Source organism: Acidovorax sp. (assembly GCF_046339755.1).
Taxonomy (GTDB): domain Bacteria; phylum Pseudomonadota; class Gammaproteobacteria; order Burkholderiales; family Burkholderiaceae_C; genus Acidovorax.
In genome coordinates this window covers 14,316-28,196 of record NZ_JBKDTZ010000351.1, presented here as the reverse complement: position 1 = coordinate 28,196, position 13,881 = coordinate 14,316, and the positions used below count along the sequence as shown (strand labels likewise).

Genomic DNA, 13,881 nt, shown 5'->3' with positions numbered 1-13,881 from the left:
CCCCTGTGTGTCGGGACTGGCTAGTGCCGGCCGGGGTGGCCTCCCTACGGGGTGTGCTCCAGAGCCTTGCATGGGGACTCCGTGGTCAGCGCGCGCCCCGGCCGCTACGTGCCTGAATTCGAGCAGGCGCTCAGCACACTCAAGCCCGGCGACATCAGCGACCCCCTGGTCTCGCGCTTTGGCGTGCACCTGATCCAGCTCATGGAACGCCGCGAGGCCAAGCTCACGCAGCGCGAACAGCGCGACATGGTGCGCGACGCCGTGCGCGAGAAGAAGATCGAGGAGGCCTACGCCACCTGGGCGCAGGAGCTGCGCGGCCGCGCCTATGTCGAGTACCGGGAGCCACCGCAATAAAGCCCCCCATGCTCTCCCACTGCGTTGGGTCGCTGCCCCCCGAGGGGGCCGGGCCTTGCTTGGGGCGGCCCGGCGCAAGGCAAGGACCCCCACGCTCCCCACTGCGTGTGGTTCGCTGCCCCCAAGGGGGCCAGGCCTTGCTTGGGGCGGCCCGGCGCGGCGGCCGGTTCGCCCTCGCAACGTGCACTGCGGGTGATCGATCAGGCGAACTCCGCCAGGGGTGGGGTTGAGCGGCGAGTATCCCAGTAGCACAGCCATCGGCGGATGGTGCATCATTCACCGCACACGCGCTCAGGTTCTGGGCGCTTTCGCTTTTTCACGCGGCCTCACGGGGCTGCTGCACGGTCCAGTTGACATGAAACACATACCCCGCAAGCGCTTTGGCCAGCACTTTCTGTCCGACCACGGCATCATCGATGGCATCGTGGATGCCATTGCGCCGCAGGCGGGGCAGCCCATGGTGGAGATCGGGCCGGGGCTGGCGGCGCTGACGCAGCCGCTGGTGGAGCGGCTGGGGCGCCTCACGGTGATCGAGCTGGACCGCGACCTGGCGCTGCGGCTGCGGCTGCATGGGCAGCTCGAGGTGATCGAGTCGGACGTGCTCAAGGTCGACTTCACGCAGCTGGCGCTCGATTGGCGTGAGCGTGTGGCCCAGCCGGCGCTCAAGCTCAGGGTCGTGGGCAATCTGCCCTACAACATTTCCACGCCCATCCTGTTCCACCTGCTCGCGCATGTGGCAGTGATCGAGGACCAGCACTTCATGCTGCAAAAGGAAGTGATCGACCGCATGGTGGCCAAGCCCGCCACCAGCGACTATGGGCGCCTGTCAGTCATGCTGCAGTGGCGCTACGCCATGGAGAACGTGCTCTTCGTGCCGCCCGAGAGCTTCGACCCGCCCCCGCGCGTGGACAGCGCCGTGGTGCGCATGGTGCCCCGCGAGGCACCGGTGCCCCTGAGCGAACCCCTGCTGGAAGAACTGGTCCAGGTCGCCTTCAGCCAGCGCCGCAAGCTGCTGCGCCACACCCTGGGCCGCTGGCTCGAAGCCAAAGCCTACCCCGGCCCCTTCGACACCCAACGCCGCGCCGAAGAAGTACCGGTAGACGAATACGTGGCCTTGGCCGCCGCCATGAGCCCCAAGGCCTGATCAAAAACGAAACGCTCTGCCAAAGGGCCCTGGCAGCCGCGCAGGAGCCCTCTGCGCAAACCTCGCGGACCATGGTGGTACGGATCGGGATGGGCCGCAAGGCGTCTTCTTGCCGGCAATAGCCACGCTATTGGCAAAAGAAGCAACGCAGCGGACCGCCCGAGTCCGTGCCGCCAGCGCCCGCAGGGATTTGCGCAGAGGGCTCCTTTGGCCGCCCCGCCGCGCTGGTGGTGTCCCCCTTCCCGAATTACGCAGTAATTCGAGAGAAGGGGTGAAGGCGCGTCAGCGCCTCAGGGGGATGTACCTGCTACGCCGCGCTGAGCCAGTAACCCGCGTTGAACGGGCTGCTCATGCGCAGCGCCAGGGGGGACACGTCCATCAGCTTGTCGGTGGGCATCTTTTCGGCGGCGGGGTCGGAGGGGATCTCGATGCCTTGGACGGTGGTCTTCTGTGCTTCGTTAGCCTCGTTCGCCCGTTCTGCTTGGCTGGTGGATGCAGAACGGGCTACAGAAAAGAATAGAAACAGCGGAACGGGATCTTGCGGTCGCTCCAGTAGTCGGCTGCATCGCGGAAGATGTCCAGAAGCTGCTCGCGCGCTTCCTTGTCGAACTTGCCCGTGGCCGGGATCTGCTCCAGCACCACGATGAAGCCGGGCTGCGGGCCCGATTTGTGCAAGGGATCCGTCATGCAGTCGTACAGCGCATCGAAGTTCTTGCCGAAGTGCGACGGGAAGGTGAACTGCCCGGCGATAAGGTCCAGCACGTCCTGCTTGGACTGGGCATGGGCCAGGTTGGCATACAGGAAGTGTTGGCCCAGGGAAGTGGCTGCATCCTGCAGGTCCTGCACGCGGAACGCGCGGATGGACTGCACGATGTTGGTGCGCACGCCACGCAGTGGCGTTTCCAGGTCTTTACGAAGTGGCGTCTGCATCTCCGCTACTCTTTCTTTATAAAGTCCAAAAACTTCGGCTGTCCGCAAGACTGCACAGGGTACGGCTTGCGGGTGGGGGATTCAAGAGCGCGCACCGCTCACTGCCGGAAAAACAAAAAACCGGCGAGGTACGGTGCATCGGGCGTCATTTTTCGACGATTTCGCGAAAACTGGCGTAGTGGTCGCTGGTGTAGTAGCAGGCGTCCGGGGTCCGGGGCTGGCCGCCACACACGATGCGCCGGGCTCCGCGGTTGCGCGAGCCTGGTGTTCTGACGGTGTATTCCCGGTAGTAGCCGCGCTTGTGGGCGGGCAACAACCGTTCGCGATTGCCGAATACCGTTCCATCCTTGTCGTACGGGAACGGGCCCCCTTCGCGGATCAGCGCATACGTCGCACGCCCCTGGGGCGGCAACTCGGCCAAAGCGATGGAGGTGGTGGAACCGTCGTGGGTGGAGGGGGATTGGCGGGCCTGCCCCACCACCGGGGAAAGAGCAAACGCAACACCCACCACACACAAAAACCCTGCTTTGCGCGCCCGGGTGGCTACAGCCTTCAGCATCAACAACACCTTTCAGAAACTACGGGTTAACCCGAAATTTCGAGCCCGTAGTGTGACTCAATGGTCCCCAAAAAGCAAGCGCCTGCACAAAGATTGGGCAGGCGCCTGGAGGGTCTGCAAGCAAAATAAGTTAGTGCTTGCTATCAATCAATCACTTATCGAGATGCGTTCGCATCGGCCACGGTGAGTGCTGTCATGTTCACGATGCGGCGCACGGTGGCGCTGGCCGTCAGGATGTGCACCGGCTGCGCTGCACCCAGCAGCACGGGGCCGATGGCGATGTTGCCGCCCGCTGCCGTCTTGAGCAGGTTGTAGGAAATATTGGCGGCGTCGATGTTGGGCAGCACGAGCAGGTTGGCGTCGCCGATCAGATCGCTGTGCGGCATGATGGCCGCGCGGGCCTTGCCATCGAGGGCCACGTCGCCGTGCATCTCGCCGTCCACTTCCAGCCAGGGGGCCTGCACGCGCAGCAGCTCCAGGGTCTGGCGCATCTTCACGGCGCTGGGCTGGTTGCTGCTGCCGAAGTTGGAGTGCGAAAGCAGGGCGGCGCGCGGCTTGATGCCAAAGCGCATCATCTCCTCGGCGGCCATCACGGTGATCTCGGCCAACTGCTCGGCCGTGGGGTCGTAGTTGACGTGCGTATCCACCAGGAACACCTGGCGGTCGGGCAACAGCAGGCCGTTCATGCAGGCGTAGGTGCAGACACCGGCGCGCTTGCCGATCACCTGGTCGATGTAGTTCAGGTGCAGGGCCGTGTGGCCCCAGGTGCCCACGATCAGGCCATCGACCTCGCCCTTGTGCAGCAGCATGGAGCCGATCAGGGCCAGGCGGCGGCGCATCTCGATCTTGGCGATCTGCACCGTCACGCCCTTGCGCTCGGTCATGCGGTGGTAGGTCTGCCAGAAGTCGCGGTAGCGGTGGTCCTGCTCGACGTTGACGATATCGTAATCCACGCCCTCACGCAGGCGCAGGCCGAATTTCTGGATGCGCTCGGCGATGATGGCCGGGCGGCCGATCAGGGTGGGGCGGGCAATGCGTTCGTCGACCACGATCTGGGCAGCGCGCAGCACGCGCTCTTCCTCGCCCTCGGCATAGGCCACGCGCTTCTTCGCGGCGGCCTTGGCGGCGGCGAAGATGGGCTTCATCATCGAGCCCGAGGCGTAGACGAAGCTTTGCAGCTTGTCGCGGTAGGCATCCATGTCGGTGATGGGGCGCAGCGCCACGCCGCTGTCGGCCGCCGCCTGGGCCACGGCCGGGGCGATCATCATCATCAACCGCGGATCAAAGGGCTTGGGGATCAGGTACTCGGGGCCGAAGGCCAGTTGCTCACCCACGTAGGCGGCGGCCACGACCTCGCTCTGCTCGGCCTGGGCCAGCTGGGCAATGGCGTGCACCGCGGCAATCTCCATTTCCAGCGTGATGGTGGTCGCGCCGCAGTCGAGTGCGCCGCGGAAGATGTAGGGGAAGCACAGGACGTTGTTGACCTGGTTGGGGTAGTCCGTGCGGCCGGTGGCCATGATGGCGTCGTCGCTCACGGCCTTCACGTCTTCGGGCTGTATCTCGGGGTTGGGATTGGCCAGCGCGAAGATCAGCGGGCGTGGCGCCATCTTGCGCACCATGTCCTGCTTGAGCACGCCGCCGGCCGACAGGCCCAGGAACACGTCGGCCCCCTCGATCACCTCGGACAGCGTGCGCGCCGAGGTCTTTTGCACGAACTGGATCTTGTCCTCGTCCATGAGCTCGGTGCGGCCTTCATAGACCACGCCGGCCAGGTCGGTCACCCAGATGTTCTCGCGCCGGATGCCCAGCTTGACCAGCAGGCCCAGGCAGGCCAGGGCGGCGGCACCGGCACCCGAGGTCACGAGCTTGACGTCCTTGGGGTCCTTGCCGGCCACCTTCAGGCCGTTGAGGATGGCCGCACCGACCACGATGGCCGTGCCGTGCTGGTCGTCGTGGAAGACCGGGATCTTCATGCGCTCGCGCAGCTTGCGCTCGATGTAGAAGCAGTCGGGGGCCTTGATGTCTTCCAGGTTGATGCCGCCGAAGGTCGGCTCCAGGCTGGCGATGATCTCGACCAGCTTCTCGGGGTCCTTCTCGTTGATCTCGATGTCGAAGACGTCGATGCCCGAGAACTTCTTGAACAGAACGCCCTTGCCTTCCATCACGGGCTTGCCCGCCAGCGCGCCGATGTCGCCCAGGCCCAGCACGGCCGTGCCGTTGGTCACCACGCCGACCAGGTTCCCCCGGGCGGTGTACTTGAAGGCGGCGTTGGGGTCCTTGACGATCTCTTCGCAGGGTGCGGCCACGCCGGGCGAATAGGCCAGCGCGAGATCGTGCTGGTTGATCATCTGCTTGGTCGCGGCAATCGCGATCTTGCCGGGTTTGGGAAACTCGTGGTACTCGAGAGCGGCGCGGCGCAACTGGGCGCGCTTGTCGGATTGGTTGTTGTTGTTCTCGGCCGTGGTGTTCTCGGGCATTCAGTTGTCTCCAGCTTGGGGTGTTCGCGAGGCGTCGGTCAGCGCTTGTAGGAACATGCTTACACGTTCCGGGGGAAGGGATTGTAGGCCGCCTTCGGTAAAAACCCTAGTAAGCGAATCTGCTTAGTTGGGTGGGACAGTTTTGCTGTCCGGGTTGGAAAGCGCCGGCTTGCGCAACCGCATGCAGCCCACCACGCATCTTCGCGCCCTAGCCAAACACCGCCTCGTAGCGCGGGACGTTCGGCGCCCTGGTATCGGGCATGACCGGCACCAGCATCCACTGCACACGTCCCAGCTGCGCGTGGTCCAGGGTGTAGGTGTCCTGCGCCAGCCGGGGTGCCTCGGGTCCCGTGAAGAGCAGGGAGAAGGGGGTGCGGAAAGGCTCGGGCAGATGGCCGCGTGGCCGCTCCTGGGCCTCCACCAGCACCAGCTCCACGGGCCCTTGCTGGGTGTGTGCGACAAACTGGCTGCCCACTGCAGCATGCACGGGTTCAAAAGTGGTGCTCATCGGTTGCGTCCGTTGGAATGGGTAATTCAATGTTGGATGCGGGCCGTTCCCTTTGCCAAAATAGGCGGGTTTCACGATCCCACCAACCATCGTACAGCCGGTAACCCACTGTGTACCCACTGCCAGAACCATTTGCCCTGCGGGAGAGGACCGAAGCCGACCAGGCCTTTGTGCAGGCGCTGTATTTCTCCACCCGAGAGGACCTGCAGCAGGCCGTGCCCGATCCCGCACAGCTGCTGGCGCTGGTGGCCATGCAGCAGAACGCGCAGGAAGCCGGATTCCGCCACCAGTTTCCCCAGGCCCGCCAATGGCTGCTGCTGCGTTCGGGCCTGCCCATCGGCCGCGTGGTGGTGGACACCGCGCCCCAGGACCTGCGCCTGGTGGACATTGCCATCATTGCGCAGGCGCGCCGCGGCGGCGCCGCCAGCGCCGTGCTCGCGGCCTTGCAGGCGCATGCGCTGGCGCGGGGGCTGCCGCTGTGCCTGGCCGTGGTCCATGGCAACCATGCGGCGCAAGGCCTGTACCGCAAGCTGGGCTTCGCCACCGTCTCCGAGGATGGACTGCGCGCGCAGATGGTCTGGCGCGGAGCGCCCGCATGAGCACAACCGCCGTGGCACCCACCCCCTACCTGAAACTGCCCCTGTCCTTCGACCTGGCCCGCCTGCAGGAAGACCTGCAGCGCGTGGCCAGTGCGCAATGGATCAACCATTTCAATACCTCCGCCTATGAAAAGGGCTGGGGATGCATTCCCTTGCGCTCCGTCGATGGCCGTGTCGACCACATCATGCCGGTGGAGGGTGGCCACTTCGAGGACACCCCCCTCCTGGCCCGCTGCCCGTATTTCCGGCATGCCATAGAACAGTTCCAGTGCGAGAAGACCTCCGTCCGCCTGATGGGCCTGGAAGCGGGAGGGATGATCCACGAGCACCGTGACGATGGTGGGGCCCTGGAGGACGGCCTGACCCGGCTGCACATCCCCGTGCAGACCTCGCCGCAGGCCCTGTTTCGCATCGATGGCGAAGAGGTCCATTTTTCGGCGGGCGATGCCTGGTACCTCAATGCCAGCTGCCTGCATGGTGCCCACAACCGCGGTGCGCAGGCCCGCATCCACCTGATGATCGACTGCGTGACCAACCCGTGGCTCACGCAGCTGTTCCTGGCCGCCGGCGGGGTGCTGCGCGAAGACCCGCCCTATGGCGATGCCTCCCTCAACGACGACAACGTGCAGCAGGCCATCGCCAGGCTGCTGGACCATGGCCATGCGGTCGGTGCACAACTGGCCGCCCGATTGCAGGAAATCCATGCTCGCAGAACAGGCACTGCTGCGCGGCCGTGAGGTGGGCATCGCCGAGAGGCAGTCCCTGCAGGGCTGGTTCCCGGTGAGCCTGCAGCACGACCCCGCCACGGTCTGGTGGCGCTTTCTGGGCGAGCAGCGTTTCACCGCCCCGTTTTTCGAGGACAGCCTGGTCCAGCAAGCGCGGGAGGAACGCAGGTTGACTGCCACTCCCCTGTCCGCGCTGGACGGGCTGCCCGACGGCGTGCCGCCCACGGCCTTCATCTTCCACGTTTCGCGCTGCGGCTCCACGCTGCTCACCCAGGCGCTGGCCACCCTGCCGCAGTGCATCGTGTTGTCGGAGCCCCCGGCGCTCGATGCCTTCTTCCGGCTGCACCACCGGCACCCTCAGCAGAGCGGCGGCACCCACACCTTCCAGCGGCTGGTGGCCGCCCTGGGGCAAAGGCGCAGCCCTGCGGAACGGCACCTGGTCATCAAGCTCGACTGCTGGCACCTGCCCTGGATTCCCTTCGTGCAGGACGCGTTCCCGGGCACCCCCATCGTGTTCCTGTACCGCGAGCCCGGCGAAGTGCTCGCCTCGCACCGCCGCCAGCGCGGCCGGCAGATGGTGCCAGGCCTGATCGACCTGTCGCGCCTGGCGGACCTGGTGCACCCGCCCGGTGCCCCGGAGCTGGCGCCCGGCGACCTGGACGGCCATGCCATCCGGGTGCTTGAAAGCCTGTACCGCAGCGGCCTCGCGATGGCGACCGCGTCGGACCTGGTGCTGATGGACTATCGCCAGCTTCCGGGGGTGATCTGGCAAGGGTTGCTGGACAGGCTGGGTATGGAGTGCACGCCCGGCGAACTCGCCGCGCTGCAGGCACGCTCGGGCTTTCATTCCAAGCATGCGGGCAGCCCGTTCCAGGGCGACCCTGCGCCAGTGCTGCCGCCCCGGCCGGCATCCGGGCGCCTGGAGGAGGCGGCCCGGTGCCATGCGCACCTGGACCGGCTGCGGCTGCTCGCGCAGCCGCAGTGACAACGGGGCCTGGCTGACCCCGCCGGCCCTCAGTTGCGGGATGGGAAGATGCCTTCCAGGGCGATGATGAAGTTCACGCCCAGATAAGGCTGCATGATGGACGCGGTGCCGTTGGTCGTCACGGGGGCCAGCAGGGTCTGGCCGCTGCCCGTGTTGGCCGCGGTCACCGCGTTGGCCGCAATGGCGGTGCCCACGCCGCCCAGATTGACCTGTCCGCTCGGGGTCGTCGAGTAGATGGAGGCGCTGCCGGGCCCCCCGGGCGAAGCACTCAGAAAGGCGCCGGTGGTCGGGGTGGTGCTGGTGCCGGTCGTACCCGTGGACGCCTGCACGGTGGTGGTAAATGCCGCGGAATCGACGGTGACCGCGTGGGTGTGGGCGGGCAGGTTGGCGACGCCCAGCGTCACCGAGGTCGTGCCGCTGGCGATCACGGTGGTGTTGTTGGTTCCCGCCATCTCACCTTGCGCGATGGGAGAAATTCCCGGGCCATTGCCCTGCGAACCGACCGGAACCCGGCCACGCAGGTCCGGCAGGCCAAAGGTGGTCGTCCCGTTGCCGCCATACACCGTTCCCAACAACGCGAACAGTGCCGAATTCTGGGCAATGGGCAGCAACTGTCCATTGCAGAACGCCCAGCCACGTGGCGCGTAGGTAAACCCGATGGGCAGGATAGTGCCCAGAAATGCTTCCATGAGAGCTCCTTGAAAAGAGTGGGTATGTAAGGCGCCGTGATGCTATGGCGGTATGGCAGAAGCGGTCAACGAAGAAATTGCACGCACCGCAGCGCCGTGTCTCGGCACGCATTGGCCGCCGAGCCGGTGTGCCACCGCTGTATGAATGGATGGCGGCGGAACTGCCCTGCAGCGCCTGGGCTGGTCAGCCGACGTGCACCCCATCGCTTCGACCGGCACCGGGGGTTGCTGATGTTGCCCTGCCACCTTCCCTGGCGTCTTTCCCCCACTTTTTTCGACCACGGAGCATCCGGCAAGGCACCTCGGCAGGGTTCTTGAGGGCTTCCACGGCGCTGTCACATATGTATTCATTTTCCAGAAATGTATCCATATGTTTTGATGATCATATGGAAAATCCATTTTGCTTTCTTTTTGTTGCAGATATTGCACTACAAAAATGGCGCCATCGCCGATTTTGAGAAGTTTTGCGCAGTTGGGAGCACTTCTGCGAGATCTGCACCAATTTAATGAATTTGTCACGAACGGGCTCGAAACTGCCCTTGGACCTGAAAAATTCAGAAAGTTCCTTGCTAATCTTCGTCCAACAAATCGCAAACACACCGCGGCATGAAAACAGGCAGCGACCTGAATGCGATTAACGGCAAGCAGAACTTGAATCGATTGGAAATCTGGAATGAAGCATTTGATTTCTCCCTGGATTGCGGCAGCGGCCCTGGCCCCCGCATTCGCCCACAGCGGCGGCAACCAGCAGACCGTCGATCTGATCGGTGGCGCCGCGAACGTGGCTGCCACAGGCGGCACCGCCGTGATGAATATCTCGTCCACCCAGGGTGCCCAGGTCATCAGTGGCAATTCCCAGCAGGTAGTGGTGCGCGGTGCCGTGCTCAATGCCGCGACCTTCGGCGCCCACAGCGAATTGAATATCGCCTCGCGCACAGGGGCCGGTGCCGGCTCTGGCAGCCAGGTGATTTCGGTCCAGGGCCCGATCCTCAACCAAGCCGCTGGCAAGGGCGTGAAAAGTGTTGTCAATATTGGTGGAAGGTAATTCCGCCAAAACCTCCGGTAGGTTATTGAAGATCAACCGGATTTTCCCGTGGCAGCCATTATCTATCTGGCGCCTTTCTTTTTTATCTTTATCAATGGAGTTCATTATGCAAAAGACTTTCGCACTGGCCATTTCCGCTCTGGTTCTCGTCGCTGGCGCTGCCCACGCAGAAGTGAAGATCGGCGGCAACAACAACCAGAAGGTGACCGTGCAGAACGGCGCCGTGGCCAACATGGCCTTCGGTGCCTCCACCGCCAAGCAGAACCTGGCTTCCAACAAGGGCAACGTCAAGATCGGCGGCAACAACACCCAGGAAGTCTCCGTGAAGAACGGCGCTGTCGCCAACATGGGCTTCGGCGCTTCCTAGGCCGAGCAGTACCTGGCTTCCAACGACGGCAAGTAAGCCCTTCGGCGCACCGAGCGCCTGCGGATCCCCGGAATCCGCACACCCAGACAGAAGAACAAGGCGCGCAGTAGCGCTGCTGCGCGCCCTTGGGAAACCTGTCCAAAGTCCTTTGGCCCGCACGGATGCCGGTGCAAAAGACTTTGCACAGGTCATATAGAGGAGAAGCACACCATGAAATCCCATCGTCTCGCCGCACTGTGCCTGCTCGGCGCGTGCGCCGCCGCAGCGTCTTCGGCCGCCTTTGCCCAGACACCCGTCCAGAAGCCCCCGGCCGGGCGCAGCGGGCTCGACCCGGCCTCGCGCACCAAGGTCACCAATGTGCTCTCGCGCACCCGCATCGATGCCGAGGACACCCTGGCCACGGTGGACCGCAAGCTCGTCACCGGCCCCAGCGGCAGCAGCTGCGCCACCAACATCGGCGCGCCCAAGGCGCCCGAGGGCGAATCGGGCATCGGCAACCGCTTCGGCACCGCCAACAACGACCAGGTCATCGTGGTGCAAGGCCCGGTGATCAACCTCTGCAAGTAGTCCCCGCACCTCCCCAACACCACCCCACCCACCGGGTTCCAGCCTGATGAACATGAACTGCTCCTCGCCGCGCCGCCGCCTGCTGGCCCTTTCGGCCCTGACACTTTTGATGTCGGGCTGCGCCATCCAGCCCAATGTCAGCGACCGCGTCAACATCATCGAACAGGGCACCGTGGAGCAGGCGCCCCTGGTCACCCCGAGCAAATCGGGCTCCGTGCTGCGCGAAGGCCTGGCCTGCATGGACCGCATGCTGGCCGCCGAGAACACGCCCACCACCCTGATCGCGGTGAAGAACATCCCCGACCCCTCGGGTCTGTTCAGCACCGGCACCAAGGAGATGCTGATCACGGCCCTGTCGCGCATGTCGCGCACCAGCCAGGCCTTCCGCGTGGTGGACTACGAGGTGGACGCGCTGCGCCAGGACACGGTGCAGACCCTCACCAGCCTGCTGCTCAACAACAACCAGATGGAGCTGCGCAAGCCGCAGATCTACATCTCGGGCGCCATCAGCTTCGGCGACAAGACCGTGGTCTCCAAGCGCCAGAGCCTGGGCATCTCCACCGCCGCCACCGATACCGGCTACAGCTGGGACGTGCTGGGCAGCGCCGTGGGCCTGGATCTGCACCTCGGGGACATGAACACGCGCACGCTGTACTCGGGCATCGAATCGGCCAACGAGCTCATCGTGGCCACCGGCGGCAAGGCGGTGGAGATCGGCGCCAAGGCCACCGGCCTGCCCAAGCACATCTACCGCGTTGGCGTGCAGTACGAGGTGGCGGCCGACAACAACCAGGGCGCCGGCGCCGCCGTGCGCCTGCTGGTGGACCTGGCTGCCATCGAGCTGGTGGGCAAGTGGGCCAAGGTGCCGTACTGGGACTGCATCGACTACGAGCAAAACCACCCCGAGTTCATGCGCCAGATGCGCGCCTGGTTCGACGAGGCCAGCGTGACCGAGCGCTGGAGCCTGGCGCAGCGCGTGCTGCAGACCCACGGCATGTGGAGCGGTACGACGGACGGCAGCGATTCGCCCGCCTTCCGCAAGGCTGTGACCCAGTACCAGGCCTCGCAGGACCTCACGCCCGTGGGCGTGGTCAACTTCGAGACCTACACCCGGCTCATGCGCAGCTTCGTGGGCATGTCGGCCGAGGGCAAGCTGCGCAAGCCCGAATACGCAGACGACAAGCTCGTGGCCCGCCCCAGCGGTTTGCCCGCCAACGAACCCGATCCGCGCACCATCGCGCTGAGCATGGTCGGCCGCAAGGACCGCGACCTCAAGGTCGGCGAAGCCATCGTGGTGCGCGTCGTGCCGCCGCGCACCGGCTACCTCTACTGCTACTACCAGGACGCGGGCGGCTCCATCAGCCAGGTCTACCCGAACCCGATGCAGCCCTCGGCCACGGTGCAGGGCCGCACCAGCGTGCTCATCCCCGACATCAGCAAGCCCAATTCCTTCCTGATCGAGACTGCACGCGGCGGCACCGAGAACATGTTCTGCGCCATGACGGCCCAGCCGCTCAAGGGCCAGATCCCGGCCACGCTGACCAGCGCCAACCTGGAGCCGATCAAGAGCGTGACCAGCCTGGCCCAGGTGCAGAGCGCCTTTGAGCAGGCCGGCGTCGGCGTGATGAGCACCTCGCTCGACTGGAACGTGCAGGCCCCCGAGCCCGCACCCGCCGCCAGCCGCGCCCGTAACGCCAACCCCAACCGGCCTGCCAAATGAGCACCGCCCGCCTGCCACCCCAGGGCGTGCCCGCCGACCGGGCACGCAGGACGGCCCTGCGCTGGACCCTGGCCGCCTGCTGCGCGGCCGCCACCGGCGCCGCCCAGGCCGTGATCCAGCTGCCTTCGGCGCAGCCGGCCTCGGCCCCGCAGGGCAGCGCCGTGCGCACGCCCCAGACGCCCGGCGGCTCGCTGCGCCTGCCCTCGGCCAATACCGAACAGGTGCTCAACAGCCTGATCGAGGCCGCCAACGACGGCGATGCCGATGCCATGGTCCAGGTCGGCATGTACTACCACACCAACCCCGGCCTGCCCCAGGCCGCGGCCACGGCGCGGCGCTGGTGGGGCCGCGCGGCCCAGGCCGGCGATGTGCGCGGCATGGCCGGCTTCGGCTACCTGCTGGGCGTGGACAACGCCGGCGGCATGCGGGACCTGTCCGCCGCCCGCGAATGGCTGCACAAGGCCCGCGCCGCCGGCCTGGTGCGCGCCACCTACATCGAGTCGCTGCTCGAAGGCCAGATCACCGGCCCGCGCAAGCTGCGCGACGCGCGCCGCCTGCTGGAACAGGCCGCGCAGGACGGCGACCCCCTGGCCATGAACGACCTGGCCGTGGCCTGGGAGCTCGACGGCAGCCTGGAGCGGGCACGCGAGATGTACGTGCTCGCCGCGGCCCAGGGCTACGGTGTGGCCCGCGCCAACTACCTGCGCCTGGAGCGCCAGAACCGCTCCAGCGAGTCGGCCACGCTGGCGCGCCTGCGCACCCTGTCGGACGACGGCAATGCCGACGCCACCCTGCAGCTGGCCCAGCTGTACCACCAGGGCAAGGGAGGCGTGCAGCGCGACTTCGCCCAGGCCATCCAGCTGTACCGCCGCGCGGCCGACGCCGGATCGCGCAGCGCGCGCGAATTCCTGGCGCTGGTCTTCAGCCGCTCCTCGCGCGACAACTCCGCGCGCGGCGTGGATGCGGCCTGGATGGAGGAGCTGGCCACGCGCATCAATGCCCGCACGGACTCCGGCAAGGAAGGGCGCGACATGCTGTCCGACCGCCCGCGGCGCAGTGAAGACCCGCTGTGGAATCTCACCAGCTTACGTTGGACACCGCCTGTTACCGACGACAGCGCCACACCCCCTTAAAGTCCAGCCCGCGCCCGCACTGCGGGCGGGTGGGGGCAGGGGCCCCGCCCAACAACCAACCGACCGAACGAAGGGAAAC

Annotated in this window: 15 protein-coding genes; 10 read left to right on the top strand and 5 right to left on the bottom strand. The window is 65.9% G+C overall.

The annotated features are described in order from the left end of the window. Positions 1–51 precede the first annotated feature (51 nt). Entirely contained in the window at positions 52–354 is a 303-nt protein-coding gene (locus ACK59X_RS30845; RefSeq protein ID WP_409962671.1) for a peptidylprolyl isomerase, read from the top strand. Positions 355–709: 355 nt separating this feature from the next. Further along, a complete protein-coding gene (gene rsmA, locus ACK59X_RS30840; protein ID WP_409962669.1) occupies positions 710–1,498 on the top strand; it encodes a 16S rRNA (adenine(1518)-N(6)/adenine(1519)-N(6))-dimethyltransferase RsmA in 789 nt (262 codons plus the stop codon). A gap of 504 nt (positions 1,499–2,002) precedes the next feature. Here the strand turns inward: rsmA and ACK59X_RS30835 are convergent. The 4 genes from ACK59X_RS30835 to ACK59X_RS30820 form a co-directional block, all read right to left on the bottom strand. Beyond that, entirely contained in the window at positions 2,003–2,428 is a 426-nt protein-coding gene (locus tag ACK59X_RS30835; RefSeq protein ID WP_007854744.1) for a barstar family protein, read from the bottom strand. Positions 2,429–2,573: 145 nt separating this feature from the next. Further along, a complete protein-coding gene (locus tag ACK59X_RS30830) occupies positions 2,574–2,987 on the bottom strand; it encodes a ribonuclease domain-containing protein (RefSeq protein ID WP_409962673.1) in 414 nt (137 codons plus the stop codon). A 155-nt stretch (positions 2,988–3,142) separates the two neighbouring features. Then, positions 3,143–5,464 carry an NADP-dependent malic enzyme gene (locus ACK59X_RS30825; RefSeq protein WP_409962667.1) on the bottom strand — a complete coding sequence of 774 codons (2,322 nt, stop codon included), beginning with the start codon at positions 5,462–5,464 and terminating at the stop codon, positions 3,143–3,145. Positions 5,465–5,672: 208 nt separating this feature from the next. After that, the gene (locus ACK59X_RS30820) at positions 5,673–5,972 is read right to left on the bottom strand and encodes a DUF6916 family protein (RefSeq protein WP_409962665.1); all 300 of its coding nucleotides are present in this window, start codon (positions 5,970–5,972) and stop codon (positions 5,673–5,675) included. A gap of 110 nt (positions 5,973–6,082) precedes the next feature. Here ACK59X_RS30820 and ACK59X_RS30815 point away from each other — a divergent pair, with 110 nt between their 5' ends. Genes ACK59X_RS30815 through ACK59X_RS30805 form a run of 3 tightly spaced genes read left to right on the top strand, consistent with a single transcriptional unit; the run spans position 6,083 to position 8,281 of the window. Beyond that, on the top strand, positions 6,083–6,571 hold the full coding sequence (locus tag ACK59X_RS30815; protein WP_409962663.1) for a GNAT family N-acetyltransferase: 489 nt from the start codon (positions 6,083–6,085) through the stop codon (positions 6,569–6,571). Continuing rightward, positions 6,568–7,308, top strand: coding sequence for an aspartyl/asparaginyl beta-hydroxylase domain-containing protein (locus ACK59X_RS30810; RefSeq protein ID WP_409962661.1), 741 nt, complete (start codon positions 6,568–6,570; stop codon positions 7,306–7,308). Before ACK59X_RS30815 ends, ACK59X_RS30810 begins: the two co-directional genes overlap by 4 nt. Further along, the gene (locus ACK59X_RS30805; RefSeq protein WP_409962659.1) at positions 7,274–8,281 is read left to right on the top strand and encodes a hypothetical protein; all 1,008 of its coding nucleotides are present in this window, start codon (positions 7,274–7,276) and stop codon (positions 8,279–8,281) included. The genes ACK59X_RS30810 and ACK59X_RS30805 overlap by 35 nt, the downstream gene beginning before the upstream one ends. 29 nt (positions 8,282–8,310) lie before the next feature. Here ACK59X_RS30805 and ACK59X_RS30800 read toward each other — a convergent pair whose 3' ends face one another. Continuing rightward, complete coding sequence (locus tag ACK59X_RS30800; RefSeq protein WP_409962657.1) at positions 8,311–8,970, bottom strand: phage tail protein; 660 nt, start codon at positions 8,968–8,970, stop codon at positions 8,311–8,313. Between the two features lie 673 nt (positions 8,971–9,643). Here ACK59X_RS30800 and ACK59X_RS30795 point away from each other — a divergent pair. From ACK59X_RS30795 to ACK59X_RS30775, 5 genes are all read left to right on the top strand, one after another. After that, positions 9,644–10,015: a hypothetical protein gene (locus ACK59X_RS30795; protein WP_409962655.1), complete on the top strand. Its 372-nt coding sequence runs from the start codon at positions 9,644–9,646 to the stop codon at positions 10,013–10,015. 106 nt (positions 10,016–10,121) lie between these two features. Further along, complete coding sequence (locus ACK59X_RS30790; protein ID WP_409962654.1) at positions 10,122–10,382, top strand: hypothetical protein; 261 nt, start codon at positions 10,122–10,124, stop codon at positions 10,380–10,382. A 210-nt stretch (positions 10,383–10,592) separates the two neighbouring features. Beyond that, complete coding sequence (locus tag ACK59X_RS30785) at positions 10,593–10,949, top strand: hypothetical protein (protein ID WP_409962652.1); 357 nt, start codon at positions 10,593–10,595, stop codon at positions 10,947–10,949. A 46-nt stretch (positions 10,950–10,995) separates the two neighbouring features. Then, positions 10,996–12,669 (top strand): DUF4384 domain-containing protein, encoded by a 1,674-nt coding sequence (locus ACK59X_RS30780; protein WP_409962650.1) that lies wholly within the window; start codon positions 10,996–10,998, stop codon positions 12,667–12,669. Beyond that, positions 12,666–13,802 (top strand): tetratricopeptide repeat protein, encoded by a 1,137-nt coding sequence (locus ACK59X_RS30775; RefSeq protein ID WP_409962648.1) that lies wholly within the window; start codon positions 12,666–12,668, stop codon positions 13,800–13,802. The genes ACK59X_RS30780 and ACK59X_RS30775 overlap by 4 nt, the downstream gene beginning before the upstream one ends. The last annotated feature ends 79 nt before the right edge of the window (positions 13,803–13,881 follow it).